This window comes from Kitasatospora humi (assembly GCF_020907985.1).
GTDB classification, from domain to species: domain Bacteria; phylum Actinomycetota; class Actinomycetes; order Streptomycetales; family Streptomycetaceae; genus Kitasatospora; species Kitasatospora humi.
Genome location: NZ_JAJJPA010000020.1, coordinates 101987 through 128710 on the forward strand (window position 1 = coordinate 101987; position 26724 = coordinate 128710).

Genomic DNA, 26724 nt, shown 5'->3' on the forward strand with positions numbered 1-26724 from the left:
ATGCGCAAAGTCCTCGCCTGGCTCACCACCGCGGGCACCGTGCTGGTGCTGCTGCTCGGCGCCGCCGGCCCCGCGGCCGCGCACGCCGCCCTGCTGCAGACCGACCCCGCGCAGAACTCGGTGGTCGCCACCGCGCCGACCGCCGTCACCCTGACCTTCAGCGAGGGGGTGACGCTCTCCGGCGACTCGGTGCGGGTGCTCGACCCGTCCGGCAAGCAGGTCGACACCGGCGGCCCGGGGCACGCGGACGGCAAGGACGACACCGCCACCGTCGGGCTGCGCGGCGGGCTGGCCAACGGCACCTACACGGTCGCCTGGCGGGCGATCTCGGAGGACACCCACCCGGTCGGCGGGGCGTTCACCTTCTCCATCGGCGCCCCCTCCGACACCAGCGTCAACCCGTCGTCGGTGCAGGGCGAGAACGCCGACGGGACGGTGGCCGCGCTCTACGCGATCGGCCGGGCCGTCGCCTACGGAGCGTTCGCGCTGCTGGTCGGGGCGGCGGCGTTCGTGCTCGTTTGCTGGCCGCGCGGGGCGGCCAGCCGGGCGGTGCAGCGGCTGCTGATGTCCGGCTGGGTCGCGCTGCTGGCCGCCACCGTGGCGGTGCTGCTGCTGCGCGGCCCGTACGAGCGGGGCACCGGCCTGAGCCAGGTGCTGGACCTGTCGCTGGTGCGCGGCACGCTGAACGAGCGGCTCGGCACCGCGCTGGCGGCCCGGCTGCTGCTGCTCGCCGCCGGCGGGGTCTTCCTCTCGCTGCTGGTGGGGCAGTTGGGGAGCACGCCGCTCGGGGACGAGGAGGCGCCGGCCGACGGGGGTCCGGAGGACGAGGAGCCGGGGGGCGGGGAGCCGCGGGAGGCCGTCGACGAGGAGGAGGCCGAACTGCGCGAGCTGGAGCGCCGGGCCCGGTTGCGGCCGCACCGCGAGGCGCGGTTGGCGCTCGGGATCGGCGGGCTGGCCCTGGCCCTGGCGCTGGCGGCCACCTGGGCGGCGGCCGACCACGCGGCCGTCGGCATCCAGCCCTGGTTGGCGCTGCCGTTCGACCTGCTGCACCTGATCGCGATGGCCTGCTGGCTGGGCGGACTGGTCACACTGCTGGTCGGGCTGCGGCACGGCGCCGGGGCGGCGGCGGCCGAGCGGTTCTCCAGGCTGGCGATGGCCTCGGTCGCGGTGCTGGTGGTGACCGGGGTCTACCAGGCGTGGCGGGGCGTGGGCTCCTGGGGCGCGCTGACCTCGACCGAGTACGGGCGGCTGCTGCTGATCAAGGTCGGCCTGGTGCTGCTGATGGTGGGCACGGCCTGGTTCTCCCGCCGCTGGACCGGCCGGCTGCGCGAGGCCCCGGCAGCGGCACCGACCGGGCTCGACGCGGGCGGGCCTGCTGCGCACCCCGACGCGGCCCTCGACCAGCAGGACTCCGGGCCCGACCGTGACTCCGGGCCCGACCTGGCCTTGGGGCTCGACCCCGAGCGGCGCGCGCAACTGGCCCGCCAGCAGGCGGTGCTGACCGCCGCCCGGGTCCGCAGGGCGCAGGACGGCTCGCCGGTGCAGGCCGAACTGCGGCGCTCGGTGCTGATCGAGGCCGCGATCGCGGTGGCCGTGCTGGTGGTGACCACCATGCTGACCAACTCCCCGCCCGGCCGGGTCGCCGCCGCTGCCGCACCGGCCGCCGCCACTGCCCCGGCGCCGGGCCGGGCCCGCACCGTGGAGCTCAAGCTGCCCTACGACACCGGCGGCAAGGAGCCCGGCGCCAAGGGCACCGCGACCCTCACCGTGGACCCGGCGACCACCGGTGGGAACCAGCTGACCCTGGTGGTGGCCGGCGCCGACGGCAAGCCGGTGGACGTGCCCGAGACCGAGGTGTCGTTCACCCTGCCGGATCGCGACCTCGGTCCGCTGCCGGCCAAGCTCACCAAGGACGGCACCGGCACCTGGCGCGGGACCGTCCAACTCCCGCTGGCCGGGGACTGGGTGGCCGCCGTGGTGGTGCGTTCCTCGGACATCGACCAGGACACCGAGACCAAGCAGCTCACGATCGGTTAGGAGGACCGGAGATGAAGTACGCGGGCTTCTCCCGCCGGGCGCTGATCGGCGGCGCCGGGGCGGGGCTGGCGGTCGGTGCCACCGCGGGGGCGCTGGGCCGGGCGGTCGCGGTGCCACGGCAGCCGCACCCCGTCGCGCTGGGCGCCGCCCGGGTGGACTTCCACGGCCGGCACCAGGCGGGCATCACGCAACCGCAGCAGGCCCGGGTGCAGTTGGCCGCCTTCGACCTGGCGCCCGGCGCCGACCGGAAGGCCGTGCAGGCACTGCTGAGGCAGTGGACCGCGACGGTGCGCGACCTGGTGCTCGGCGAGCCGGGCGGCCCGCACGAGAACCAGATCGCGCTGGACGCCGGACCCTGCTCGCTGACCGTCACGCTGGCCGTCGGCGCCTCGCTCTTCGACAAGACCGGGCTCACCGCGCACCGCCCGCCGCAGCTGGCGCCGCTGCCCGCCTTCCCGCAGGACGCGATCGACCGCTCCCGCAGCGACGGCGACCTGTTCCTGCAGATCGGCGCGGACGACGCGCTGGTCGCCTTCCACGCGCTGCGGATGCTGCAGCAGCAGGCGGCCGGCACCGCCGCGGTGCGCTGGCAGGCGGCCGGCTTCTCCCGCACCCCGGGCGCCACCGCCCAGCCGCGCACCGCCCGCAACCTGATGGGCCAGGTCGACGGCACCAACAACCCCAAGCCGACCGACGCGGACTTCGCCGCCAAGGTGTTCGCCACCGGCCCGGACTGGCTGGCCGGCGGCAGCTACCTGGTGTTCCGCCGGATCCGGATGCTGCTGGACGACTGGGAGGCCCTGCCGACTGACCGTCAGGAGCGGATCGTCGGGCGCCGCAAGGCCGATGGCGCGCCGCTCTCCGGCGGCACCGAGACCACCCCGGTGGACCTGGCCAAGCAGAACCCGGACGGCAGCCTGGCGGTCCCGGCCGACGCCCACATCCGGATCGCCGCGCCCTCGGCCAACGGCGGGGCGGCGATGCTGCGCCGCGGCTTCTCCTACGCCGACGGCACCCGGCCGGACGGCTCCCCGGACGCCGGGCTGCTGTTCCTGGCGTTCCAGGCCGACCCGGCGCACGGCTTCCTGCCGGTGCAGCGCTCGCTCTCCCGGGGCGACGTGCTGACCACCTTCCTGCGGCACGAGGCGAGCGGGCTGTACGCGGTGCTGCCCGGGGTCGCGGACGGCGACGGCTACCTGGGGCAGGCGCTGCTGGAGGCGTGATCCGGGCAGGGTGACCACTGGGCGGAACGTTCCGCACCGCGGCACGGAAGTGGCTAAGGTGGCAGGCCTGGTACCTCCCCCAGCGTTCGGCCGGGGGCCCATCGGGAGACGCACGGAGGCGCGGACATGTCGGCCACCCGCTACACCTACCTCGGGCCCGTCGGCACCTTCACCGAGGCCGCGCTGCACACCCTGCCCGAGGCCGCCACCCGCGAGCTGGTGCCGATGGCCTCGGTGCAGGCAGCGCTGGACGCGGTGCGGGCCGGCGAGGCGGCGGGCGCCCTGGTGCCGATCGAGAACTCGGTGGAGGGCGCGGTGACCGCGACCGCCGACGAACTGGCCACCGGCTCGCCGCTGATGATCTACCGCGAGGTGCTGCTGCCGATCAGCTTCGCCCTGCTGGTCCGGCCGGGCACCGAGCTGGCGGACGTCAAGCGGGTCACCAGCCACCCGGTGGCCCAGCCGCAGGTGCGCCGCTGGCTCGGTGCCAACCTGCCGGACGCGGTCTGGGAGGCCGCCGCCTCCAACGCGGACGGCGCCCGGCTGGTCCAGGAGGGGCAGGCGGACGGTGCCTTCGCCGGGGAGTTCGCCGCGCCGCTCTACGGCCTGGAGCCGCTGGTCAAGGACATCGCCGACGCGCACAACGCGACCACCCGGTTCGTACTGGTCGGACGGCCGGGCCGGGTCGCGTCGCCGACCGGGGCGGACAAGACCTCGATGGTGGTGTGGCTCGGCGACAACCACCCGGGTGCCCTGCTGGAACTGCTGCAGGAATTCGCGGTGCGCGGGGTCAACCTGATGCGGATCGAATCCCGGCCGACCGGGCACGGCCTGGGCAACTACTGCTTCTCGATCGACTGCGAGGGGCACCTGACCGAGCGCCGGCTGAGCGAGACCCTGATGGGGCTGCGGCGGATCTGCCCGCAGATCCGGTTCCTGGGCTCCTACCCGCGGGCCGACGAGCGCCGGCCCGCTCCCCGGCAGCCCGGCACCTCGGACGAGGACTTCGACCGGGCCGCCGACTGGCTGGCCCGCTGCCTGGACGGGCGCGGCGAGGGCTGAGGCCCGCCGGGCTCCGGCCCGTTCATCCACAGCTGTCCACAGCTTCCACAGGCCGCTCCGGGGCTCCGGTTATCCACAGCCTGAGGATGAATCGACAAAGCGGCATAGCCACTCCTGAGTGCGATCGGATCATCGGGAAGCGCTGCAGATCGGACTTATAGCGCCAGAGACACCCTTCTGCCGTTAATTCACCCGTCCAGGTGGTCTAATTCCCTCAGTCGTGCGGGGCGATTCAGGTTTCAAACTCGGAAGAGCCAGAAAAGTGCTGTGCGTTTCCCGGGAACCCCGTCATCCACAGGGATCGGAAGCCCCCTGTGGACAACCGGCTCCCGGCGATCCCGGCAGCTTGGTTATCCACAGGTTATCCACAGGCGGCGGCCGCACCGGTAGGCTGGGCCCGTGATTGACCTTCGCCTGCTTCGTGAGGACCCTGACCGAGTGCGCGCCTCGCAGCGCGCCCGTGGCGAGGACGTCGACCTGGTCGACGCGCTCCTCGCAGCCGACGAGCGCCGCCGGTCCTCGGGCAGTCGGTTCGACGAACTGCGCAATGAGCAGAAGGGCCTCGGCAAGCAGGTCGCCCAGGCCAAGGGCGAGGAGAAGGCCGCCCTGCTGCAGCGCACCAAGGACCTGGCCGCCGAGGTCAAGGCCGCCGACGCCGAGCAGACCGAGGCCAAGGAGGAGGCCGACCGGCTGCTCCGCTCGCTGGCCAACCTCATCGACCCGGCCGCCCCGGTCGGTGGCGAGGAGGACTTCGTCACGCTGGAGGAGATCGGCACCCCGCGCGACTTCGCGGCCGAGGGCTTCGAGCCCCGCGACCACGTCGAGCTGGGCCAGATCCTCGGGGCGATCGACACCGAGCGCGGAGCCAAGGTGGCCGGCGCCCGGTCCTACTACCTGACCGGTGTCGGCGCGCTGCTGGAGCTCGCCCTGGTCAACATGGCGATCGCCCAGGCCACCGCGGCCGGCTTCATCCCGATGATCACCCCGGCCCTGGTCCGCCCCGCCGCCATGGACGGCACCGGCTTCCTCGGCCAGGCCGCCGAGAACGTCTACCACCTCGCCGAGGACGACCGGTACCTGGTCGGCACCAGTGAGGTGCCGCTCGCGGCGTACCACATGGACGAGATCATCGACGCCGACAAGCTGCCGCTGCGGTACGCCGGTTACTCGTCCTGCTTCCGCCGGGAGGCCGGCACCTACGGCAAGGACACCCGCGGCATCATCCGGGTGCACCAGTTCGAGAAGGTCGAGATGTTCGTCTTCACCTCCCCCGAGGAGGCCGAGGCCGAGCACCGCCGCCTGCTGCAGTGGGAGAAGGACTTCCTGAACGCGCTGGAGCTGCCCTTCCGGGTGATCGACGTCGCCTCCGGCGACCTCGGCTCCTCGGCCGCCCGCAAGTTCGACATCGAGGCCTGGATCCCGACCCAGGGCAAGTACCGCGAGGTCACCTCGACCTCCAACACGACCGAGTACCAGGCCCGCCGCCTCGCCATCCGGATGCGCGAGGAGGGCAAGGTGCGCCCGCTGGCCACGCTCAACGGCACGCTGGTCGCGATCCCGCGCACCATCGTGGCGATCCTGGAGAACCACCAGCAGGCCGACGGCAGCGTGGTGCTGCCCGAGGCGCTGCGCCCCTACCTGGGCGGCCGGACCACGCTGGATCCGGTCAAGTGACGTCGGAGCCGCCGTACCGCCTGGTCGCCACCGATCTGGACGGCACTCTGCTCTCACCCCGGGAGACCGTCTCCGCCCGCACCCGTGCCGCCGTGGCCACCGCCGCGGCGGCCGGGGCGGTGCACATCATCGTCACCGGCCGTTCCGCTGCCTGGGCCCGGCCGGTCTTCGACCAGCTCGGCTATACCGGCCTGGCCGTCTGCAGCCAGGGCGCGCAGGTGTACGACGCGGGCGCGCACCGGCTGCTCACCTCCATGACGCTGGACCGCCGCCTCGGCGCGTTGGCGCTGGAGAAGCTGGCCGCCGAGCTGGGCCCGCTGTCGGTGGCCGCCAGCCAGGACGGCCTGGACGGCGCCGTGCTCGCCCAGCACGACTACAGCCTGCACAACCCGGACTTGCCGGTGCAGCGGGTCGGCGGGACGGACGAGCTGCTGGCCGCCCCGATCGCCAAGCTCTACGTCCAGCACGCCGAACTGACGGACGACCAACTCGCCGAGGCCGCCCGGCGGGTGATCGGCTCGCTGGTCACCGTCACGGTCGCCGGGCCGCGGATCGTCGAGCTGCTGCCGCTGGGCCTGTCCAAGGCCACCGGCCTGTCACTCGCCGCCCGGCGGCTGGGGCTGCGCGCCACCGACACCATCGCCTTCGGCGACATGCCCAACGACCTGCCGATGCTCCGCTGGGCCGGCCGCGGCGTCGCCATGGCCAACGCCCACCCGGAGCTGCTGGCCATCGCCGACGAGGTCACCGCGAGCAACGCGGACGACGGCGTGGCGCTGGTCCTGGAGCGCCTCTACGCCCGCTGAGCCACCGCCCCTCGCCACCACCGCCTCCGCGCCCCGACCGGGTGCGGAGGCGGCTGTCTTCCCCGGCCCTTCACGGCCCGTCGCAGGCCGGTATGACCATCACTCAACAGTTGCTAAGCTGCGCAACTGTTGCAACCCCCGGCGGCGCCGGAACGTCATTACAGGAGGGCGACCGCGCCGACCCCCGCCCGGTGGATCGAGCCTGGTGGTGCGGGGAACGATGGTCCTTGACGCGCCGTCAGCAATCAACCGTGGGCGGCGTCCGGCGACGCCGGCCGAACCGCAGAGGCAGGAACCATGGCAGGACAACGGGTACGGACACCTGCGGGTGACACCACCGCGCGCGGCCAGGCGCCTGCCCAGCGGTCGGCCTCCGAGGGGGCGGACGGCCGGCCGGAGGGCGGACGGCCGCGGCAGTGCGCCGAGGGACCCCGAGGGCCCGGGGCGCCGGCGCAGCCGTTCAGCGGCACCGCGGTCCTGCTGGCGGTCGGCATGCCGGTGGCCGGCGGGCTGGCCGACGAGCTCCTCGGCCTGGGCGTCGGCGGCTGGGGCCTGCTCCTCTGCAGCGTGCTCGGTTTCGCCGGAGCCGCCGGGGTGTGCAGCCGGGCCGGCTGGTGGTGGGTGCTGCCCGCGCCGCCCCCGATAGTCCTGGCGGTCACCGCCGGCACCGAATTCCTCGCCCACTCCGACGAGTTCCGGGACGGGAAGGCCGCGGCCGCCGGTGCCGCCAAATGGGCCATCGACGGGTTCCCCGTCATGTTGTACGCAATCGGCGCGGCACTTCTCGTGATCCTGCTCCGCGTCGTCCGAGATCGAAGGAGCCGTCGTGGCTGAGCAGCCCGGCCCGCGCGCCGCCCGGCGCAAGCCCGCCCCCAAGCCGCGCCCCAATCCGCTGGTGCTGGCCGGGCGCACGATCGCCTGCGCGACCTCGCTCGCCGTCCTCGGCACCTGTGGCTTCAGCTGGTACGCCTACACCTCGCTGACCGACGGCCTGACCACCTCCAGCGCGCTGGACGACGTCAAGAAGAACGCCCCCAAGCACCTGGACAGCTCGGTCAACGTGCTGCTGATCGGGCTGGACAGCCGCAAGGACATGAACGGCAACGACCTGCCGGGCCAGTTCGTGCAGGACGAGCTGCACGCGGGCTCCAGCAGCGACATCGGCGGATACAACACCAACACCCTGATGCTGCTGCACATCCCGGCCAACGGCGGCCAGGCCACCGCGATCTCCATCCCGCGCGACGACTACGTCCAGCTGGTCGGCGTCGACGGCAGGATGCACAAGATCAAGGAGGCCTACGGGCGGGCCAAGGACATCTTCAACAACTCTCCTGCGGCGAAGGGACTTTCGAAGCCCGATCTGGAGAAGCGGGGCCGGGACGCCGGCCGCAGGGCCACCCTGGCCACCGTGCAGCAGTTCCTCGGCGTCCCGATCGACCACTTCGCCGAGGTCAACCTCAAGGGCTTCTACGACATCGCCAAGGCGGTCGGACCGGTCCAGGTCTGCCTGAAGCGCGCCACCAAGGACCCGGCCATCCAGGGCCAGGGCTCCGGTGCCGACTTCCACCAGGGCATCAACACCCTGAACGCCTCCCAGGCGCTCTCCTTCGTCCGCCAGCGGCACAACCTGGTCAACCCCAACGACCCCAGCGACTTCGGCGACTTCGCCCGCACCCACCGGCAGCAGGCCTTCATCTCCTCGGTCATCAAGAAGCTGAAGGACGAGGGCGTGGTCAGCGACCTGAGCCGGATGCAGGGCCTGTTCGACGTGGTCAAGCAGGACGTGGTGCTGGACAACCAGTGGAACGTGCTGGACTTCGCCCAGCAGGCACCCAACCTCGCGGGCGGCCACGTCACCGCGATCACACTGCCGATCGCCGGCTTCGAGGACGTCACCGTGGACGGCGGCACCAAGGAGTCCGTCAACAGGGTCGACCCGGTGCAGATCAAGAGGATCGTGCAGCAGCTGACCGGCCATGACAGCCCGGTCGGCAACCCGCTCGGCGCCGGCTCCTCCGGTGCGCCCTCGCAGGCCCCGGCGAGCCAGGCCCCGGCCGCGCCCGGCGCCAAGCCGACCGGCACCGTGGACGTGGCCAACACCTCGGCGGTGAACGGCGCGGCGGCCGCCGAGATGAGGGCACTGGTCGGGATGGGCTTCACCGAGGGGCGGATCCAGACGCTGCCGCGGCAGACCAGGACCACCGTGCTCTACGGCCCCGGCGAGAAGGACGCGGCCGACCAGGTCGCCGCCCGCTACAACGTGACCGCCGCACCGGGCGGCAGCGTGCGGGCCGGGCACATCCAGGTCGCGCTGGGCACCGACTACACCGCGCCCGGTGGCGGCAGCGGCGGCCAGACTCCCTCCTCCCCCGCCGGCCCCGCGGCGCCGGCCGACCCCAACAGCGTGCAGCAGGTGGGCCCCCCGGTGGACATGGCGCAGGGCATCGCCTGCGTCGACTGACGGCAGCGGACCCGAAGGGGGGCGCTCCGGGGGCGCCCCCTGGGGAGGCAGTGGACGTGGACATGAGGCTGGACGATGCTGCTGACCAGGTCGCTATCAACCCGGACTGCACAGGCAGTCGCGATCACGGGCCAAGCTGGATGACGGCGCACCACACAGATGGCGGGCGAGCACGTCGGGCAAGCCGACAGCGGCCTCTCTCCGCTCGGCCAGGAGTCCGGGGGCGACTTCCACGACGAGTTCCGCGTCGACTTCCACGACGAGTTCCGCGTCGAGTTCCGCGTCGAGTTCCGCGTCGAGTTCCGCGTCGAGTTCCGCGTCGAGTTCCGCGTCGAGTTCCGCGTCGTGGCAAAGGTCCGGGAGCGCGGGTAGCCAGTCCTCGGATCACTGCTGCTTCGGCGCCTTCGATCAACAGAACAGCACGCGGTCCGGCCGCGAAGCACGAAGTACGCGGCGGGCTGCGCGCCCGGCCGCGTACCTCGGATCACACTGTCAGTTGGTCTTGAAGGTGTCGGAGTTGATGCTGCTCCAGGCGCTCCAGGGGGTGCCGTTGGTGCTGTAGGCGTGGTTCATGACGCCGTTGGTGCCCAGGGCGAAGACCTCGGCGGTCTTGGTGTTGGGCTCGTAGACCGCGGACGGGGAGCCGGCGAACTGCCAGGTGCCCATGCTGTTCCAGGCGGACCAGGTACCGCTGTTGTAGTACTTGTGGTTCATGATGCCGTCGGTGCCGGTGCCGAAGACCTCGACCGAGTTCACGCCGGCGTTGTAGACGGCACTGGGGCTACCGGTGAACTTGTAGCTGGAGTCGAGGGTGTTCCAGGCGCTCCACACACCGCCGTTGGTGCTGTAGGCGTGGGACATGACGCCGTCGCTGCCAACGGCGAAGACCTCGGCGGTGCTGTTGCCGGTGTTGTAGACGGCGCTGGGGTTGCCGGTGAAGTGGAACGAGGAATCGATCTGCGACCAGGCGGACCAGGTACTGCCGTTGGTGCTGTAGGCGTGGTTCATGACACCGTCGGTGCCGATCGCGAAGACCTCGGCGGTGTTGGTGTTGGGCTCGAAGACGACGGACGGGGAGCCGGAGAACGTGTAGCCGGTGTCGAGGGTCGTCCAGTCGGACCACGTGGTGCCGTTGGTGTAGTAGGCGTGGTTCATGCGGCCGTCCGCACCGATGCCGAACAGCTCGATCGACTTGGTCGCCGGGTTGTACACAGCGGCGGGCGAGCCACTGAAGGCATAGCTACCGATGGCCGTCCAACCGCTCCAGGCACCCGAGTTGGTGCTGTAAGAGTGGTAGATCTTGCCGTCGGTACCGACCGCGAAGACCTCCTCGGTCTTGGTGTCGGGGTTGTAGACCACGGACGGCTTCGACGTGAAGTTCCCACCCAGGGAGGACCACGAGCTCCACGGAGCACCATTGCTGCTGTACGCGTGGTAGATCGCACCGTTCGTGCCGACCGTGAACGTCTCGGCGGTCGCCGTGTCCTGGTTGTACAGGCTCCAACCCGAGGACCCACCCACCACCGGAACAGGGGTCGGCGTCGTGGTCGGGTACGGGTTGGCGGTGTCGCTGCCCAGGCCGGCCTTCGGGCCGCAGGTGGGCCAGGCGCCCTGTCCCTGGCCGGCGAGGACCTTTTCGCCGATCAGGATCTGCTGCTGCTCGGTGGCCTGGTTCGGATAGGCGGCGTACTGGGTTCCGCCGTATGCCTGCCAGGTGCTCAGGTTGAATTGCAGACCGCCGTAGAAGCTGTTCCCCGTGTTGATCGACCAGTTCCCGCCGCTTTCGCACTGGGCCACCTTCTCCCAGGTCGCGACCGAAGCGGCGTGGGCCGGAGCAGCGGTCAGCGAGACCGCGGTCAGAGCCGCCCCGAGGACGCCGAGGGCGGCAGCGGTCTTGACCTTGGCGGGGGAGGAGGTGCGTATCATCGTCGATCCTTCGAAGTAACCGGACGTCGTCAGAGGGCCTGGTGGGGCTAGGAGCTGATCAGTGCGGAGGGGGCTCCGGCGCGCACCTCCCGGTTCCAGGCCGGGGCGCCGCCGGTAGGCATGCGCAGGGGAACGGTGGGCGCCGGCCGCATGGCCGGCGCCCGCCGCCGGTGGTACGTCAGTTGGTCTTGAAGGTGTCGGAGTTGATGCTGCTCCAGGCGCTCCAGGGGGTGCCGTTGGTGCTGTAGGCGTGGTTCATGACACCGTTGGTGCCCAGGGCGAAGACCTCGGCGGTCTTGGTGTTGGGCTCGTAGACCGCGGACGGGGAGCCGGCGAACTGCCAGGTGCCCATGCTGTTCCAGGCGGACCAGGTACCGCTGTTGTAGTACTTGTGGTTCATGATGCCGTCGGTGCCGGTGCCGAAGACCTCGACCGAGTTCACGCCGGCGTTGTAGACGGCACTGGGGCTACCGGTGAACTTGTAGCTGGAGTCGAGGGTGTTCCAGGCGCTCCACGCACCGCCGTTGGTGCTGTAGGCGTGGGACATGACGCCGTCGCTGCCGACGGCGAAGACCTCGGCGGTGCTGTTGCCGGTGTTGTAGACGGCGCTGGGGTTGCCGGTGAAGTGGAACGAGGAATCGATCTGCGACCAGGCGGACCAGGTACTGCCGTTGGTGCTGTAGGCGTGGTTCATGACACCGTCGGTGCCGATCGCGAAGACCTCGGCGGTGTTGGTGTTGGGCTCGAAGACGACGGACGGGGAGCCGGAGAACGTGTAGCCGGTGTCGAGGGTGGTCCAGTCGGACCAGGTGGTGCCGTTGGTGTAGTAGGCGTGGTTCATGCGGCCGTCCGCACCGATGCCGAACAGCTCGATCGACTTGGTCGCCGGGTTGTACACAGCGGCGGGCGAGCCACTGAAGGCATAGCTACCGATGGCCGTCCAACCGCTCCAGGCACCCGAGTTGGTGCTGTAAGAGTGGTAGATCTTGCCGTCGGTACCGACCGCGAAGACCTCCTCGGTCTTGGTGTCGGGGTTGTAGACCACGGACGGCTTCGACGTGAAGTTCCCACCCAGGGAGGACCACGAGCTCCACGGAGCACCATTGCTGCTGTACGCGTGGTAGATCGCACCGTTCGTGCCGACCGTGAACGTCTCGGCGGTCGCCGTGTCCTGGTTGTACAGGCTCCAACCCGAGGACCCACCCGCCACCGGAACAGGAGCGGGGTCGTCGACGATGTTGTTGTAGCGCAGGGCGGTGTAGTAGCTGGTGGGCCAGCCTTCGAGGCTGCTGCTGTTGATGTTGGCCTTGGTCGGGCCGTGGGTGGGGTCGTTCGGGTTGCTCTCGGCGTAGTACGTGAAGTCGCCGGTGGACTGGTTGCTCCAGCCGGCGAACAGGAAGGTGTGCTCGGCCGTGTAGTCGAGTGCGTCGCCCGCCTTCAGCTGGGAGAAGCTGATCTGGGTGGAGACGTTCGGCAGGGTCTGGGTGACGAGGCTGCTCGTCAGGTGCCAGGCCATGGAGACGTAACCGGAGCAGTCCTCGCGATAGGTGCCGTTGCCGTCGGTCTTGTAAGCGCCCTGGTTGTAGGGGACGCCCTCGTCGACCCAGCTCTGGGCACGGGCCAGCACCTCGCTGCGGGTTATGGTGCCGCCGGCGGTCGAGGCCGCCTGCGCCGGCGTGGTCGCCGTGAACACGGTGGTGCCGATGCCGGCGGCGACGAGGATGGCGAGCGAGCGGGCGGCAGCGCGGGAGACGCGGGACATCGATGGGTTCCTTCTCGGAGTCGGGTTCGAATGAAGTCGGGTGCAGGCGCGGCGGTTAGGGGTGCTGCTCGGCTGCTGCCGGCGCGGCGCTCAGGCGGGCTGCCAGGTTGGTCAGGGTGCTCTGGTCGTCGGCCACCGTCAGTGCACCGGCTCCGGCCGTGCCTGCGGGGATGGCGAACTGCAGAGCCGTCAGCGTGTTGTCGTGATGGACCAGGTAGATGTGGCCGGTCTGCGGACCGGGCGCGGAGATCCCGGGGACGGCGGTCCACTGACGCGCGTACGCCGTGCCCTCGGCGGTGGTCGCCGTCGTGGTGACCTGGGCGTCCTGCGAGAGCTTCGCCGCGCCCTGCAGGGCGCGGGACTGCTGCTGGCAGGTGTTCATGGCGTTCTGGAGGTCCGCGAAAGCCTGCTGGGCGGTCGCGGTGTCGGCGAAGGTGAAGGTGTCCTGGATGGCCGGCGTCTTGAAGGCGCTTACGTAGCCCTGCTGCTGCCAGGTCGTGGCGCCCTTGACTGCGGCGCACTCGTTGAGGCGCACATCGTGGGTGGCGGCCTGGGTGTGGGGCTGCGCGATCGGCTTCCAGGCGGCGGCGGCGTTGTCGGGTAGCTGCGCGGGCGGCAAGGGGGCAGGGACGGCCGCCGTCACACGGCCCGTTTGCTGGGGGACGGAAGCCGTGCTCGGCCCGGGGGCGCCCGGCCTCGCTGATTCGGTACCGGCGGATGCCGGCTGGGGGGCGGACGGCTGCGGCTCCTGGCCGGGCCGTCCGGACGACGTGTCGATCGGCGCCGTGGCCGGGGTGGCTGGTGCTGCCGGGGCGGTTGGGGCTGCGGCGGACGACAGCTGAGCCGATGTGCTTGCGGGTGCCGCCGCCGACGCCCGGGCGCCGGTGTCGAGGCCGGCCCATGCGAAACCGCCGGCGGCGACGGCGCTCAGCGCGACGGCGGCGCGGACGAGAGTCGAAGTCTTGGTAGCCACAGGGGTTCTCCTGGGTTGGGCGCGGATCAGGTGGTCGGGCGTCAGGGATGCGGCTTCCGAAGGGCGGTTCGGAAGACTCGCTCGGGGCATGCCGGCAGGAGGTGCGGCGCGGGTCAGGACTGCCGCAGGGCGGAAGGCGCCGGCGAAGGCTCAGGGATGAAGGGGGCGGCGGATCCGATCGCGGCCTGGGTCCGCGCCGCGGACCCGGATGCCGGCCGGACCGTGACGGGCCGGGCGGGCGTGGTGCTCAACCGGTGGTGATGCCCTCGTACGTCGTGAGCGGCTCGGGCGACAGGTAACGCCGGTTGAGCCAGGGCGAGATCTGGTGGCTCCGGGCGATCAGGGCGTGGGCGCGCTGGAGGGCGCTGGGCGCGCCGGGAGAATCCAGGGTCAGCAAATAGACCAGGAGGTCGACCCGTCCGGGTGCGGGACGTGCGCTGACGTGCTGGAGCCCGTCGCCCGGCACGGCGTGGGCCCACAGGGCGTCCACGACCTCGGCTTCGTTGCCGGACTGGGCGCCGTCGTCGAGCTGCCGGGGGATCAGGCTGGCATAAATGATCTCCATGACCGGCTCAGCCGCCCCAGCCGAGGCTGTCCGCGGACACCGCCGGGGCGGGGGCGCCGACCGTTGCCGCCACGGCGACGGAGGGCGCGAGGGCGATGGCGGCGAAAGCGACGGTGGCGACCGCGGCGGCCTGGGCGAGACGGGTGCGGAGCATGGTGGGAGTCCTTCACTGCTGATGGGTGTGGCTGGCCTGGACCGGCAGGGCGCCCCGCGGTTGGCGCTTCGTCCGGTTGCCGCGCTGGGGTTGTCTCCCTGGCGGCGATGAACAGCTTTGCCGCTCGCAGACGCCGCAGGAAGGTGTTCCGGCTGTCGGCTCCCGGACTGTCCGGAGTCGGACACTGGCAGCATGCCCACGACAACTTAGGCCCTGTGACCTGCGACGCAATCCCTCGACGCATGGCGCGCGACGACACAAAGAGGGCGGATAGGTCTTGAGCGAAGCGTCGGAAGACTGTTTGGATGAGGCCGAACATTTGAGGGCCCGACAGGGCTACCGGGGGGAAACATGCTCGAGGTGCTAGGACTGACCGCAACGGCCGCAGCCGTGTACCAGGCCATGCTCGACCATCCCGCTTACAGCGCGGATGACATCGCCACGCACTGCGGCCTGACTCCCGTGCAGGTGCACGACCACCTCGACGAGTTGAGTCGGCTCACCCTCGTGCGCGTCTCCGCCGATCGGCCCGGCCAGATGCGCGCCGTGAGCCCCGAGATCGGCCTGGCTGGCATGCTGGCCAACCAGGAGGCCGAACTCGCCGCCCGCCAGGCCCAGCTGGCGGCCTCACGCGCCGCCGTCACCCGCATGGTCGCCGAACGCGCCGAGCACCGCACCACCCACGGCGAACGCCTACTCGGCATGGACGCCATCCACGGCCGCCTCGAACAGATGGGCCACAGCGCCACCACCGAGGTCCTCAGCAGCCAGCCGGGCAACCAACGCCCCCAGGACCTCGCGGCCAGCCGAGCCGCCGACGTCGAGGCGCTCGGGCGCGGCATCACGATACGCACCCTCTACCAGGACGCCACCCGCAACCAGCCCCACGTCGCGGCCTACGCCCACTGGCTGCTCGGCCAGGGCAGTGAGGTCCGCACCGCCCCCACGATCCCCCAGCGCCTGGTCGTCGTCGACCGCACCCAGGCGCTGGTCCCCATCGATCCCGCGGACAACCGCAAGGGCGCCCTGTACGTCACCGAACCCGGCATCCTCGCCGCCCTGCTCGACTTCTTCGAACAGGCCTGGAACACGGCTGTCCCCCTCGGCGCCACCCACCCCGAGGACCCCCAGACCAACCTCACCCCCACCGAACGCGAACTACTGCGCCTGCTCAGCGCCGGCCTCACCGACGACGCCGTGGGCCAGCGCCTCGGCATCTCCTCGCGCACCGTCGGCCGCCACATGTCCTCGATCATGGAACGCCTCGGTGCCAGCAGCCGCTTCGAAGCGGGCATCAAAGCCGCCCATCGGGGCTGGCTCTGAACCACCCGCGCGCCTGCTCCGCCGCCTCTGCCAGGACGGCGGAACAAGGTACCCGTCCGCCGGGTATGCCCGGCGTTCGAAGTTCGGCCACCTCTGCGTCCGCCTCCGTCGCCGTCACCGACGACAGCGACTGGGGGCGCTCACGGCCACCCGTCACACTCCCGCACATGGCGGGATGTCCCGCACGCCGGCGCGACAGTCCCGACGGCTTGCTGCCGCCATACCGCGACGGACGTTGCAGCCGGGCAGCGGTCAAGCAGGACCACCAGTGGTCGGGACATGTCCCCGCCCCCGACAGCTTCCAGCGCAACTGCCACACCCCTCCGGACCCCGCCAGGCACCGCGGGCACGCCCGGCTGCCGACCAGGTCCACCCACCTGGGCCGGCCAGCCGTGCGGACAGCCGTCCCGCCCCCGTCCCAGATATCCGAAAGGTCCAGCACCCACCGTCGAACACGGACAGACGCACCCGCTCCACCGCATGCTCGTCCACCCCGGTCGCGACGAGCACACCCCGGGCCCACCTCCAGCTGGTTGTAGGATGACCGGGCAAAGCAGTTGTAGGATGACCGGGCAAGCGCGGTACCAGTCGGAGCGGAGGTGGTGAGGGTGACCGGCACGGGTGCGGGGAACCTGCAGGCCGCCGGCCGCCGATCGCTGGTGGACGCCGCGATCGACCAGCTGCGGGAGCGGCTGGCCTCCGGTTCCTGGGCCGTGGGTGAGCGCATCCCCACCGAGCACGAGCTCGCCGAGCAGCTGCAGGTCGGCCGCAACACGGTGCGCGAGGCGATCCGGGTGCTGGTGCACGCGGGCATGCTGGCCACCCGGCAGGGTGAGGGCACCTTCGTGCGCAGCACCAGCGACCCGGCCGCCGTGCTGCGCGGGGTGCAGCGCTCCGGCGTGCGCGACGTGCTGGAGGTGCGGGCCGCCCTGGAGACCGAGGCCGCCCGGCTGGCGGCCCTGCGGCACACCGCCGAGGACGTGGAGCGGATGCGGGCCGCGCTGGCCCGCGAGGCCGAAGTGATCGCCGCCCACCCGGAGCGGATCGGGCGCGAGGCCACCGTCGAGCACGACCTGGAGTTCCACACCGCCGTCGTCGACGCGGCCCACAACCCCGCGCTGGCCGAGGTCTACCGCTACTTCGGCGCCTCGGTGCGCGAGGCCATGCGCACCGCCTTCGGGGACCACGAGATGCCCGAGGTGGTCGTCGCCACCCATGAGGCGCTGGTCGACGCGATCGCCAGTGGCGATCCCGACCGCGCCGAGGCCGCCTGCCGCGCCCTGCTGGCCGAGCCCACCGCGGCGGTCGAGCAGTTGCTGGCGGAGTTCGCCGCTCGCAAGTAGGGCCGGCGGAGCGCGCGTCGCCGCCATGGCCGCACCCCGCGCTTCCCCGTTTTTCCACAGCACCTTCCGCAAGAAAGCCGCACCATGTCCGTCACCCGGACTCAGCAACCGCTGAGCACCTCGGTCGTTCCGGTCCGAACCAAGCTCGCTCACCCCGCCCTGCTGCTGATCGGCATCATGCTGGTCGCGCTGAACATGCGGTCCTGTCTGGCGGCGGTCTCCCCCATGGTGGGCGAGATCCAGCGCACCTTCGGCCTGTCGGCCACGGTCGGCGGTCTGATCACCACCGTTCCGGTGCTCTTCCAGGGTGTCGGCGCACCGCTGACTCCGCGGCTGACCCGGCGGTTCGGCACCGAGCGGGTGGTGTTCGGCGCCGTGCTGACGCTGGGCGCCGGGGTGCTGCTGCGGGTGCTGCCGTCGGTGGCCGCGCTCTATGCGGGCTGCGTGGTGATCGGCGTGGCCATCGCGGTGCTGAACGTGGCGATGCCCGGCCTGGTCAAGCGGGAGTTCCCGCACCGGGCGCCGGCGATGACCGGGGCCTACTCGACCGCGATGCTGGTCGGCGCCACCCTGGCGGCCGGCAGCTCGGTGCCGCTGGAGCACGTGCTCGGCGGCGGCTGGCGGGCTTCGCTGAGCGTCTGGTCGGTGCTGGCCCTGGTCGCGGCGGCCGCCTGGCTGCCCCAGGTGCTGCGGGCGCGTCAGCTCGCGCCGACCTCCCCGACCGCGGCCCAGGCCGCGCCGGCCAAGCCGATCGCGGGCCTGTGGCGGCTCCCGCTGGCCTGGCAGATCAGCCTCTTCATGGGCGTCTCGTCGCTGATGGTGTACGTCCTGGTCGCCTGGATGCCGACGATCCTGGCCGACCACGGAATGGGCCGGGACGAGTCCGGCCTGGTGTTCGCCTTCTCCAATCTGGTGCAGGTGTCCGGTGCCTTCCTGGTGCCGCTGCTGGCCGGCCGGATGACCCGGCAGCGCGGGCTGGCGGTGCTGATGGCCGCGCTCAACGCCGCCGGCATCACCCTGCTGCTGATCGCTCCGGTCTCCGGCGCCTGGGTCGCCGCAGCGGTGCTGGGCGTCGCCCAGGGCGGCTCGTTCGGCCTCGGCCTGGCCTTCCTCGTGCTGCGCACCGGCTCTGCCGCCGGGGCTGCCCAGCTGGGCGGGATGTCACAGGCGATCGGCTACCTGATCGCGGCGGTCGGCCCGGTCGGCGCCGGTGCGCTGCACCAGCTGACCGGCGGCTGGACGGCCGTGCTGGTGGTGCTCCTGGTGCTGGCCGGCGTGGTCGGAGTGGCCGGCTGGGGCGCGGGACGCAACCGCACGCTCTGACTCCCGTCGCGGGGTCGGCCCCGCCGCCGGCCGGATGACAGGCCGTGCATGACGGCCCGTTGGGATCCCACCACGGATAGCCGGCCGCCGTCGTCCTGCGGATGGCCGGCGGTGGCCGGCGCCGGGCAGCGCGGGCCCCTGCCGGAACGGAACGCCCGGCGGGCCTTCCTCGGGCGCCCAGCCCGCCCCCTCCCCGCCTCGCCGGCCATCCGCTCACCCCGCCGGTTCGGCGCGCCGCCGCCCGGCTCCGCGCAGCTCAGCCCTCCAGCTGGGCGAGCCCCTCGGTGGCGATCCGCTCGAAGACGGCCAGGTCGTTGGCGAAGATCGAGTCCGGCACCGGCCAGTGGATCACCACCTCGGTGATGCCCAGTTCGCGGTACCGGCCCGCCCAGTCCACGAAGGCGTCCAGCGACTCCAGCGGCTTCTCCGCCGTCGAGCCCTGGAGCAGCACCTTGTCCAGGTCGCCGACGTCCCGCCCGGCCGCCTCGCAGGCCGCCGTCAGCTTGGCGAGCTGCTTGGCGATCACCTCGGGCGCCTGCTCCACCGGAACGTCCGCCGGCCCGCGCGGATCTCCGTACGTCACCCAGCCCTGTCCGTACTCGGCCGCCAGCCGCAGTCCCTTGGGCCCGGTCGCCGCCACGTAGAACGGCACCCGCGGGGTCTGCACGCAGCCGGGGATGTTCCGCGCCTCTACCGCCGAGTAGTAGGTGCCCTGCTCGGTGGTCGCGTCCTGCCGCAGCAGCTTGTCCAACAGCGGCAGGAACTCCCCGAACCGCGCCGCCCGCTCCTTGGGCGACCACGCCTCCTGCCCCATCGCCGTCGCGTCGAACCCGACCCCGCCGGCCCCGATCCCCAGCGTCAGCCGGCCGCCGGACACGTCGTCCAGGGTGATCAGCTCCTTGGCCAGCGTCACCGGATGCCGGAAGTTCGGCGACGTCACCAGCGTGCCAAGCCGGATCCGCTCGGTCGCCGCCGCGGCCGCGGTCAGCGTCGGGACCGACCCGAACCACGGCTCGTCGCGGAAGCTCCGCCAGCTCAGGTGGTCATAGGTGTACGCGGCATGGAACCCGAGTTCCTCGGCCCGCCGCCAGATCTTCTGCCCCTCGGCCCACCGGTGGATGGGGAGGATCACTGTGCTCAGACGCATACCGCCGACCTTATGTCCCGAACAGCCCGGCACTCGAGTGCATACCGGAGTATGCTCCATTCATGGCAGCGACCACGCGCATCACCGTCACCCTTCCGACGGAACAGGTGGACGAACTCAGAAAGCTCACCGATAACGTCTCCGGGTACGTCGCGGAGGCAGTAGCCCGCCAGATTCGGCACCAACTGCTCGCGGACGATCTTCGCCGCTATCAGGACGAGCAGGGTGCGTTCACCGATGAGGAACTGCTTGAGGCGCACGCCAGGATCTTCGGCTCCGCCGGGTCGGCGGGTTCGGCGAGCGCCGCGTGACCGAGCGCTTCGAGACGGTCGTGTTGGACTCCGAGGGATTGTCCTCGTGGATCACACAGGACCGCGGCGTGTTGGCGATGCTTCAGGTCTTCCACGCCATGGGAGCCGACTTCGTGGTTGGCGCAAACACGATCGTGGAAGTCACGCACGCCCGTGTGAACGAAGCCCGGTTGAACTGGACGCTTTCCCGAGTCAAGGTCGAGGCGGTCACCGATCAGACCGCAAGGGCATCGGCCAGGCTGCTGAAGCAGGCCGGACTGCACGGCCACAAGTACGCGATCGACGCGACCGTGGCAGAGATGGCACTGCGGCAGCCGGGGCCCGTGGCCATGCTCACCTCGGATGTCGACGACATGGCCAAGCTCTGTGGCGCCCGCGTACGGCTCATCGCCGTCTGAGCCCGAGCGGGACTCTAACCCTCTCGATCGGCGTTCCCGCAGGTCAGGATGTGATGAGTGAACGAGGCTTGACCGACGTCACGAGGGCGCCCAATCGCATACGTTCCGTAGCTGCCGCTGCAGCGGTCAGCGTGGGGATCACCCCGAACCATGGCTCATCACGGAAGCTGCGCCACGACAGGTGGTCGTAGGTGTACGCAGCGTGGAAGCCGAGTTCCTAGGCCCGCCGCCAGATCTTCTGCCCCTCGGCCCACCGGTGGATGGGAAGGATCACGGTACTCAGTCGCATACCGCCGACCCCCGCGAAGCGCTCTGATGGGTGAGGCTTCGAGCAAACCGCGCCGACGTCGCCTGCGTGACCGCTAGCGTGGCGCCATGGGTGCGCTGGGCAGGACCGAACTTGAGGCCATGATCGATGAGGCCACCGTCGATGCCTACGGCGACGACGAGCAGCTGACCGGTTTGTTCACCGTGATCGAGGAGAATCTCGCGGTGCCGTTCAACACGACGGTTCTCGGCGTCGAGGTGACCGTGCGCGGCGTCGACCTCGGCCAAGACGGCCGGATCGTCGCGCTGTGCTCGCGCGGCTCCGATCACCAGAGGATCGGGGTCCTGGACCTGCCGATGCCGAGCCCTGCCCCGGGCGGCGCCGAGTGGATCGAGGCCTACCGGCTCTGGGCCCGCTGAGCGGCTCGCACACCTCCTTGGAACCGGCTAGCGAGGGACGGCACGACGTGGCGATCGCTACACAGGAATCGAATCACGGCATCGACGAGCGCTCGCTCAGCGATCTCATCGAGCGCAGCGCCGAGTTGAAGGGCGAGTTGGTCGCGTTCGGCCAAAGCGCGCGCTTCGACCGGTGGTTGACTCCGCTCCTGCTGGAGGCCGCGGGCCCCGAGCGGCTGCTGGACGAGAGCGACGCGATCCGGATCACCGACCACTTCATCCTGCGGTACCGCCTGCCGGACGGCGCGACCGTGGTCGACCGGTTCGTCGCCTCACGGCGGGACTTGACCGACGACGACCGGGAGATCCTGCTCGGCTGGCGTGACCCGGTCGAAGGCATCTTCGAGATCCGGCGCAAGGACGGGGATGCCCTCGTCCTACTGAACCTGGTCGACGACCTGGAGTACCGCACCTACTCGAACGTCGGACCGGGTGCCTTCCGTGGAGTATCCAAGGGAGGATTCCTCCTCACTTCCCTGGTGCCCGTCCACTCGGTCGACGGCGTGTGGCTGATCTCCGGGATGATGTTGTCCTACCCGAAGTCCAGCGCCACCGAAATCGCCCAGGCCGCAATCCAGTTGGCGACGAGCCAACCCGAACTGGTCTTCCGCAACCCCGAGAAGATCGAGCAGGGATGGGCGCGGATGCGAGAGGACCGGGCCGCGTTCGTCGAGTTCTTCGATGCCGACGTACTGGTTCTTACCCCGGCCGAGGCCGAGCAGCAGCTCAACTCCTACTACCGGCACCGGCAGGAGGTCACCATCGCCGAGCACCCCAACCACGCCCGCGGCAGGAGGCTTCCCGGACTGGACTTTCCAGCTTTCGAACTGCCGCGAGAGCTCGCGGACTCGGACACCATCGGCGTCATCTACGACGAAATCGACGGACTCAACTTCTACGCGGACTACGGGCTGCTGCGGGACCTCTTCGCCAACCCGACCCTCGCGGGGCGCAGGCAGTACCAGGACGTGCTGCGCACGTACCTGCGCGAGGAATCGATCGCGCCGCTCCCGATCCGCCGACTGGCCGCCGCCCACCCGGAAACCACCGACGCGGTGTTTCGAAAGCTGCTGCGGAAGCCCGGCTTCACCTGGACTGAGCACGGCGAGGAACTACTGCGTCGACACAAGCCCTGGTACTACGAGCAGGAGCCCCGCCCCGGCGTTTCCGCGATCGGCGAGCGCCTCAGCGAGCTCGCCGCGGGCGGTCGACGGCGAAGGTTCACCAGGGCACGCCGCGTACCGCGTCAGCCCGATCACCCGTAGGAGCGAACTTCGACTCTCAGGCCGGTATTTTCATTAGCTGCAAGCTGCTCTTCAGCTTATGCAAGCTCCTCCGCCGGCGCTGCTGCCCCTCCTGCGCACACCCTTTCAAGGGGAACTCCTGGCCTGACTGTATCTGCATCCGCAGGATGAGGCCTCACTCGCCGAGGTCGCCTCGCGCTTCGGTGTTTCGAGCGCGACCGCCAGTCGCGAGGCGGACCGCCTGGTCGTGGCCGAGTTGATCACCGAACGACGACACGGAAACCTCCGCCTCCTGAGGGCCAACGTCAGCGGGCGCCTGGCCGGCCCGCTCACCGAGCTGTTCGCCCTCACCTACGGCCCGATCGCAGTGCTCGGTGATCTGTTGTTGCCACTGGCCGGGGTGGAGGAAGCCCACATCTATGGCTCCTGGGCAGCCCGCTACTCGGGGGAGTACGGCGGAGTACCCAACGACGTCGACGTTCTCGTGGTGGGCAACCCCGACGAGGACGAGCTGTACGACGCGGCACGCAAGGCGGAGCGCCTGCTTGGCCGGGAAGTCAATGTCCACCGGGTCTCGCCCGCCCGCTGGCTCGAGCCGGGCGCGGACCCGTTCCTCACGTGTGTCCAAGGCCGGCCGACGGTTCGGCTTGAAGCCTTCGAAGCGAAGAACCGGGAATGAAGTGACAGCAAGGTCGGGCCGCAGTGGAGGGCATGCTCTCGCGGAAGGAACTGGAGCGCGTACCCGCGAGCCGGGAGCAAGCCGACCATCTCCTCACCCAGGCGGCGAACCACCTCAATGCAGCAGAGGCGGTTGTCTCCTTCGACGCGATCGGCGCCTACCAACTGCTGTACGACGCAGCGCGAAAGGCGCTGGTCGCGGTCTTGGAAAACCAGGGGCTGCGACCCGACCAGCCGAGGGGCCACATCGCAGTCCTGGAAGCGGTCAGCGCACAACTGCGCTCGACCTTACGGGAGCGGCGCCAACGAACCCATGACTTTGGTGACCGGCTTGGAGTCGAGCAGTGCACATTCGGACCTGCGGCGTTAGCTTGCCATTGCTGATCGGGAAAGCCGAAACGGCAATAACAACCGGCATTCACGGAAGACCGCCCGCGGATTGCCCCTGCCTACAACTCCTGGTACGGCGGCTTGGCGTACCAGGCAATGGCATCACCAGCCACGTCGCAGGCACGTTCGAGACGACCACGGTCGTCCTCGATGACGGTGAGCACCTCGAAAGCGCGGGTCGCGAGATCGGCCGACTCCCCAGCGAAGACCTCGGCGTACAGGAGCCACAGCCCGTTTCGGCAGGCGGCGATGGACTCCTCCTCCAAGTCACGCCCCTCGCGGGCGACTTCCTCCGCAGTTCCCTCACCCGCGACCAGGGAGAGCAGAAGATCCAGGAACCGGGCCCGGGATACAGCGGAAGGCCGGTCCGCGAGCGCTGCCAACGCGACTCCGACGACTGCCGGCGCTGGTTCGAAGAGAACGACGTCGGAGAAGGCGTGCCCAGCCAACCCCAGCGCGCCGTGCGGGTCTTCGTCCTCCCGGCGTGCCAAGCGCAGCAGTTCGTCCGCGAGGTGGGCGCCCGACTGGCCGCAGCCACAGCGAAGTTCACTCCATTGCCGGGTGCCGATCTCCAGCTCAACCAGTGTCATATCGCAATCCTAACTGTCGCCCCAGAGCCCGCCCGGCTCACCGCGAACCCCCGGGAGGAATATCGATCTGTCGGGATAATCTTCTTGGCACCCTGTACAGACGGGTTTGACTAGTGCGATGAAGGGGCGCGAGGCGTCATCCACGGTCAGAGCGCCAGTGAATATCACCTTGCTTGGATCACCACCCAGTGCCAGCAAGGCGTTCCCTTCCGCGCAGTAGCCGCCTCCGGATGAAGCCCACGCGATGTCCCCGGTCTCCGAGTGTATAGCGGCCGCGTACGTACGACTCCTCGTCTTGGCACTCCGGCCGAAGAGCGCGAACGCGGGCAGGCGGCTTTCGGCCAGGGCGATTCGCTCCGCTTGGGACCACCCCGGCTGCGCTCGATCCACCTCGACGATCGGGGGCCTCCTTCCCGGTTCGCCGCGCATGCTTGGGACACCGTTGTGCGCCGAGAGGCCGAGGCGGTCCGTCCAGGTGTGCGGATTTGGGACGTACCCGTCAGGGTTGGGCGAAGGACTGAGGCCGAGGGGGTCGGGACTGGTGTAGCGGGCGGTCTCGGGATCGTAGTAACGGCAGACGTTGTAGTGGAGACGGGTTTCCGGGTCGAAGTACTGACCCGGGAAGCGGAGAGGGGTATACGTGGTGCTGTTACTGGGCCAGGTGGTGTAACCCCAGAGCGTGGGCGTGGTACGCCAGGCAATGGTGTCAGTCGCTGGGTCGACCAGTTCGGTGGGCGTGCCCACGAGGTCGGTGACGATCGCGAAGAATCGTCGGTCGACCTGATCCTGGTCTGGGGTGCCAATGGTCTCGGTCTGGGCGACCGGGATCAGGCCTCTGTGGTCCCAGGTGAGGGTGTGCGGGCCTGGGAGATAGGAAGCCTGAGTAGTCTGTTCGACAAGAGTCGCCCCATCCCAAGTGAAGTCGGTCTGTTCATCGACACCCGCTCCGTCAGCTGACAGACGCTGCTTGGCGATCCGCCTACCGAAGGGGTCGTAGAGGTAACGCCAGCGTGTACCGTCTGGCGTTGTGACTTGGATGAGACGGTCCTCGGCGTCCCAGGTGTAGTGCCAACTGTCAGGCTTCCTGGAGAGCCGGGTGACCTGGCGGAGCGTGGTACGGCCCGCTGCGTCTTGCTCGTATCGGACTCGGCCCGCACCGACCAGCTCCGTGCCGGAGTATGTGCGTGCGCCCACAGCAGCTGAGGCCGCCCCGACCACTGGCCAGACGGCATCGGTGAGGTTGCCTGCCGCATCGTAGGCATAGCTTTCGGTCCACGTAGCGGCAGTGACGGCAGTAACGCGACCGGTGATATCGAGATCGAAGGTGCGCGGACCGGTGAGCAGATCCTCGACTGTCGCGAGGTTGCCGTCGGCACGGTAGCTGTAGCTGCGCTGTTGCAGCAGGGCCGCGGGTGCTGTGAGCTGCTGACCGGTGAGGCGGTACAGATCGTCCCACGTGTTGGTCAGTGTCAGGCGATCCGCAATGATCCGCCGCTGCTCCCGCCCGGCCACGTCGTAAGCGAAATCGAGGCTGCCCCCCGAGGTTGACAGGTTCGTCGTACGCCCTGCTGGATCAAGGGTCCAGTCAGTGGTGTGGCCGCTGGGGGTTATGCGGCTGGTTCGGCGGCCCATCACATCTCGTGTGTGGGCGAGGATACGGCCGTTGACGGATTCGGTAAGCGGATTTCCGAGGCTGTCAACGGCACGGATAACGTCAGCGTCGGGATTGACGGCCCGGACCAGGAAGCCAGCGGCGTCGTACGTATAGGTGGTGGTCCGACCGTCCGCTTCCTTAGCCGTCAGACGGTCCAGCAGGTCATACGCGTAGCGAATCCGATGGCCGATCGGCTTAACCACGGCTGTAAGACGCCCAACGGCGTCCAACTCATAGTTGAGACTGCGGCCGTGGAAGTCACGCTCACCGACCAGGCGTCCAGCCTGGTCGTATTGGTACCGCCACTCACGGCCGAGAGCGTCGGTGACGGCAACGAGCTGCATGTTCGCGTCGTGGGTGAACGTGACCCGCGCCCCATCGGGCGTTGTGCGGGCGGCGAGCGTTTCGAAGTGGGTGTACTCGAAAGTGCTGGTCTGGCCGAGCTGGTCTGTGTGGGTGAGCTGGTTGCCCTCACCGTCGTATGTCCAGGACTCGGTGGCATTATCCGCGGTCGTCCGTGTTGCCAGGTTTCCCTCGACGGTCCACGTCAGTTGAGTCGTAGCGCCGACCGAGTCGGTGATGGCCGTGGTGCGGCCGAAGGCATCCCGCTCGTAGCAGGCAGCGACACCGCTCGGGTCAGCGATCTCGGTTGCGAGTCCCGCGGCGTTGCACCGAATACGGGTGGTGTGACCGAGTCCGTCGGTGATGGTCGTGAGATGGCCGCGTTCGTCGTAGGAGAAGCGGGTGACAGCACCGAGCGGATCCATGAGCGACATGCGGAGGCCACGTGAATCGTACGTCTGGCGCCAGGTGGCCCCTCCCGCATCGGTAATGGCTTCCGGGAGACCCAGCTCTTCCAGATATACGGCTCTGCTCTGTTCGCCGTCGGGGCGGGTGACGGCTATGAGGTTGCCGGCGCCGTCGTATTCGTAGCGGGTGGTGCGGCCCAGG

General features: G+C 70.3%; 25 protein-coding genes and 1 pseudogene. 17 read left to right on the top strand and 9 right to left on the bottom strand.

The window, feature by feature from the left end:
• The 8 genes from LN042_RS20120 (at position 1) to LN042_RS20155 (ending at position 9638) form a co-directional block, all read left to right on the top strand.
• A complete protein-coding gene (locus LN042_RS20120) occupies positions 1-2037 on the top strand; it encodes a copper resistance CopC/CopD family protein (protein WP_230052663.1) in 2037 nt (678 codons plus the stop codon).
• 11 nt (positions 2038-2048) lie between these two features.
• Complete coding sequence (gene efeB / locus LN042_RS20125) at positions 2049-3260, top strand: iron uptake transporter deferrochelatase/peroxidase subunit (RefSeq protein WP_230052664.1); 1212 nt, start codon at positions 2049-2051, stop codon at positions 3258-3260.
• 126 nt (positions 3261-3386) lie between these two features.
• Positions 3387-4322, top strand: a complete 936-nt coding sequence (pheA, locus tag LN042_RS20130) for a prephenate dehydratase (RefSeq protein WP_230052665.1) — start codon at positions 3387-3389, stop codon at positions 4320-4322.
• Between the two features lie 399 nt (positions 4323-4721).
• A complete protein-coding gene (gene serS, locus LN042_RS20135) occupies positions 4722-5996 on the top strand; it encodes a serine--tRNA ligase (RefSeq protein WP_230052666.1) in 1275 nt (424 codons plus the stop codon).
• Positions 5993-6802, top strand: a complete 810-nt coding sequence (locus tag LN042_RS20140) for an HAD family hydrolase (protein WP_230052667.1) — start codon at positions 5993-5995, stop codon at positions 6800-6802. The genes serS and LN042_RS20140 overlap by 4 nt, the downstream gene beginning before the upstream one ends.
• A gap of 297 nt (positions 6803-7099) precedes the next feature.
• On the top strand, positions 7100-7636 hold the full coding sequence (locus LN042_RS20145) for a DUF6542 domain-containing protein (RefSeq protein WP_230052668.1): 537 nt from the start codon (positions 7100-7102) through the stop codon (positions 7634-7636).
• Positions 7629-9266: an LCP family protein gene (locus LN042_RS20150; protein ID WP_230052669.1), complete on the top strand. Its 1638-nt coding sequence runs from the start codon at positions 7629-7631 to the stop codon at positions 9264-9266. Before LN042_RS20145 ends, LN042_RS20150 begins: the two co-directional genes overlap by 8 nt.
• 159 nt (positions 9267-9425) lie before the next feature.
• Positions 9426-9638 carry a hypothetical protein gene (locus tag LN042_RS20155; RefSeq protein ID WP_230052670.1) on the top strand — a complete coding sequence of 71 codons (213 nt, stop codon included), beginning with the start codon at positions 9426-9428 and terminating at the stop codon, positions 9636-9638.
• Between the two features lie 120 nt (positions 9639-9758).
• Here the strand turns inward: LN042_RS20155 and LN042_RS37330 are convergent, their stop codons facing one another.
• The 5 genes from LN042_RS37330 to LN042_RS20180 form a co-directional block, all read right to left on the bottom strand.
• Positions 9759-11192: a DUF8189 domain-containing protein gene (locus tag LN042_RS37330; protein WP_283843821.1), complete on the bottom strand. Its 1434-nt coding sequence runs from the start codon at positions 11190-11192 to the stop codon at positions 9759-9761.
• Between the two features lie 178 nt (positions 11193-11370).
• A complete protein-coding gene (locus tag LN042_RS20165; RefSeq protein ID WP_230052671.1) occupies positions 11371-12954 on the bottom strand; it encodes a PLL family lectin in 1584 nt (527 codons plus the stop codon).
• Between the two features lie 55 nt (positions 12955-13009).
• Positions 13010-13573: a hypothetical protein gene (locus LN042_RS20170; protein ID WP_230052672.1), complete on the bottom strand. Its 564-nt coding sequence runs from the start codon at positions 13571-13573 to the stop codon at positions 13010-13012.
• 601 nt (positions 13574-14174) lie between these two features.
• On the bottom strand, positions 14175-14492 hold the full coding sequence (locus LN042_RS20175; protein ID WP_230052673.1) for a hypothetical protein: 318 nt from the start codon (positions 14490-14492) through the stop codon (positions 14175-14177).
• Between the two features lie 7 nt (positions 14493-14499).
• Entirely contained in the window at positions 14500-14646 is a 147-nt protein-coding gene (locus tag LN042_RS20180) for a hypothetical protein (protein WP_230052674.1), read from the bottom strand.
• A gap of 351 nt (positions 14647-14997) precedes the next feature.
• On the opposite strand from LN042_RS20180, the gene LN042_RS20185 reads away from it, so the two are divergent.
• The 3 genes from LN042_RS20185 (at position 14998) to LN042_RS20195 (ending at position 18635) form a co-directional block, all read left to right on the top strand.
• Entirely contained in the window at positions 14998-15969 is a 972-nt protein-coding gene (locus LN042_RS20185) for a helix-turn-helix transcriptional regulator (protein ID WP_230052675.1), read from the top strand.
• A 608-nt stretch (positions 15970-16577) separates the two neighbouring features.
• Positions 16578-17312 (top strand): FadR/GntR family transcriptional regulator, encoded by a 735-nt coding sequence (locus LN042_RS20190; RefSeq protein WP_230052676.1) that lies wholly within the window; start codon positions 16578-16580, stop codon positions 17310-17312.
• A gap of 84 nt (positions 17313-17396) precedes the next feature.
• A complete protein-coding gene (locus LN042_RS20195; RefSeq protein WP_230052677.1) occupies positions 17397-18635 on the top strand; it encodes a CynX/NimT family MFS transporter in 1239 nt (412 codons plus the stop codon).
• Between the two features lie 256 nt (positions 18636-18891).
• Here LN042_RS20195 and LN042_RS20200 read toward each other — a convergent pair whose 3' ends face one another.
• Positions 18892-19782 (bottom strand): LLM class flavin-dependent oxidoreductase, encoded by an 891-nt coding sequence (locus LN042_RS20200; RefSeq protein WP_230052678.1) that lies wholly within the window; start codon positions 19780-19782, stop codon positions 18892-18894.
• A 62-nt stretch (positions 19783-19844) separates the two neighbouring features.
• Here LN042_RS20200 and LN042_RS20205 point away from each other — a divergent pair, with 62 nt between their 5' ends.
• Positions 19845-20093, top strand: a complete 249-nt coding sequence (locus LN042_RS20205) for a hypothetical protein (RefSeq protein WP_190209086.1) — start codon at positions 19845-19847, stop codon at positions 20091-20093.
• Positions 20090-20491 carry a DNA-binding protein gene (locus LN042_RS20210; protein WP_230052679.1) on the top strand — a complete coding sequence of 134 codons (402 nt, stop codon included), beginning with the start codon at positions 20090-20092 and terminating at the stop codon, positions 20489-20491. The genes LN042_RS20205 and LN042_RS20210 overlap by 4 nt, the downstream gene beginning before the upstream one ends.
• A gap of 49 nt (positions 20492-20540) precedes the next feature.
• On the opposite strand, the pseudogene LN042_RS20215 reads toward LN042_RS20210, so the two are convergent.
• Positions 20541-20780 (bottom strand): annotated as a pseudogene (locus LN042_RS20215) (LLM class flavin-dependent oxidoreductase); the annotation flags it as partial.
• Positions 20781-20866: 86 nt separating this feature from the next.
• Between LN042_RS20215 and LN042_RS20220 the strand changes: the two are divergent.
• The 4 genes from LN042_RS20220 (at position 20867) to LN042_RS20235 (ending at position 23523) form a co-directional block, all read left to right on the top strand.
• Complete coding sequence (locus LN042_RS20220; RefSeq protein ID WP_230052680.1) at positions 20867-21178, top strand: calcium-binding protein; 312 nt, start codon at positions 20867-20869, stop codon at positions 21176-21178.
• 47 nt (positions 21179-21225) lie between these two features.
• Positions 21226-22482 carry a hypothetical protein gene (locus LN042_RS20225; RefSeq protein ID WP_230052681.1) on the top strand — a complete coding sequence of 419 codons (1257 nt, stop codon included), beginning with the start codon at positions 21226-21228 and terminating at the stop codon, positions 22480-22482.
• A 226-nt stretch (positions 22483-22708) separates the two neighbouring features.
• Positions 22709-23140, top strand: coding sequence for a nucleotidyltransferase domain-containing protein (locus tag LN042_RS20230; protein WP_230052682.1), 432 nt, complete (start codon positions 22709-22711; stop codon positions 23138-23140).
• 32 nt (positions 23141-23172) lie between these two features.
• The gene (locus LN042_RS20235; protein WP_230052683.1) at positions 23173-23523 is read left to right on the top strand and encodes a hypothetical protein; all 351 of its coding nucleotides are present in this window, start codon (positions 23173-23175) and stop codon (positions 23521-23523) included.
• A gap of 65 nt (positions 23524-23588) precedes the next feature.
• Here the strand turns inward: LN042_RS20235 and LN042_RS20240 are convergent, their stop codons facing one another.
• Positions 23589-24119: a hypothetical protein gene (locus tag LN042_RS20240; RefSeq protein WP_230052684.1), complete on the bottom strand. Its 531-nt coding sequence runs from the start codon at positions 24117-24119 to the stop codon at positions 23589-23591.
• A gap of 9 nt (positions 24120-24128) precedes the next feature.
• Positions 24129-26724 (bottom strand): RHS repeat domain-containing protein (locus LN042_RS20245; protein ID WP_283843823.1); only part of this gene is annotated, 2596 nt, incomplete at its 5' end.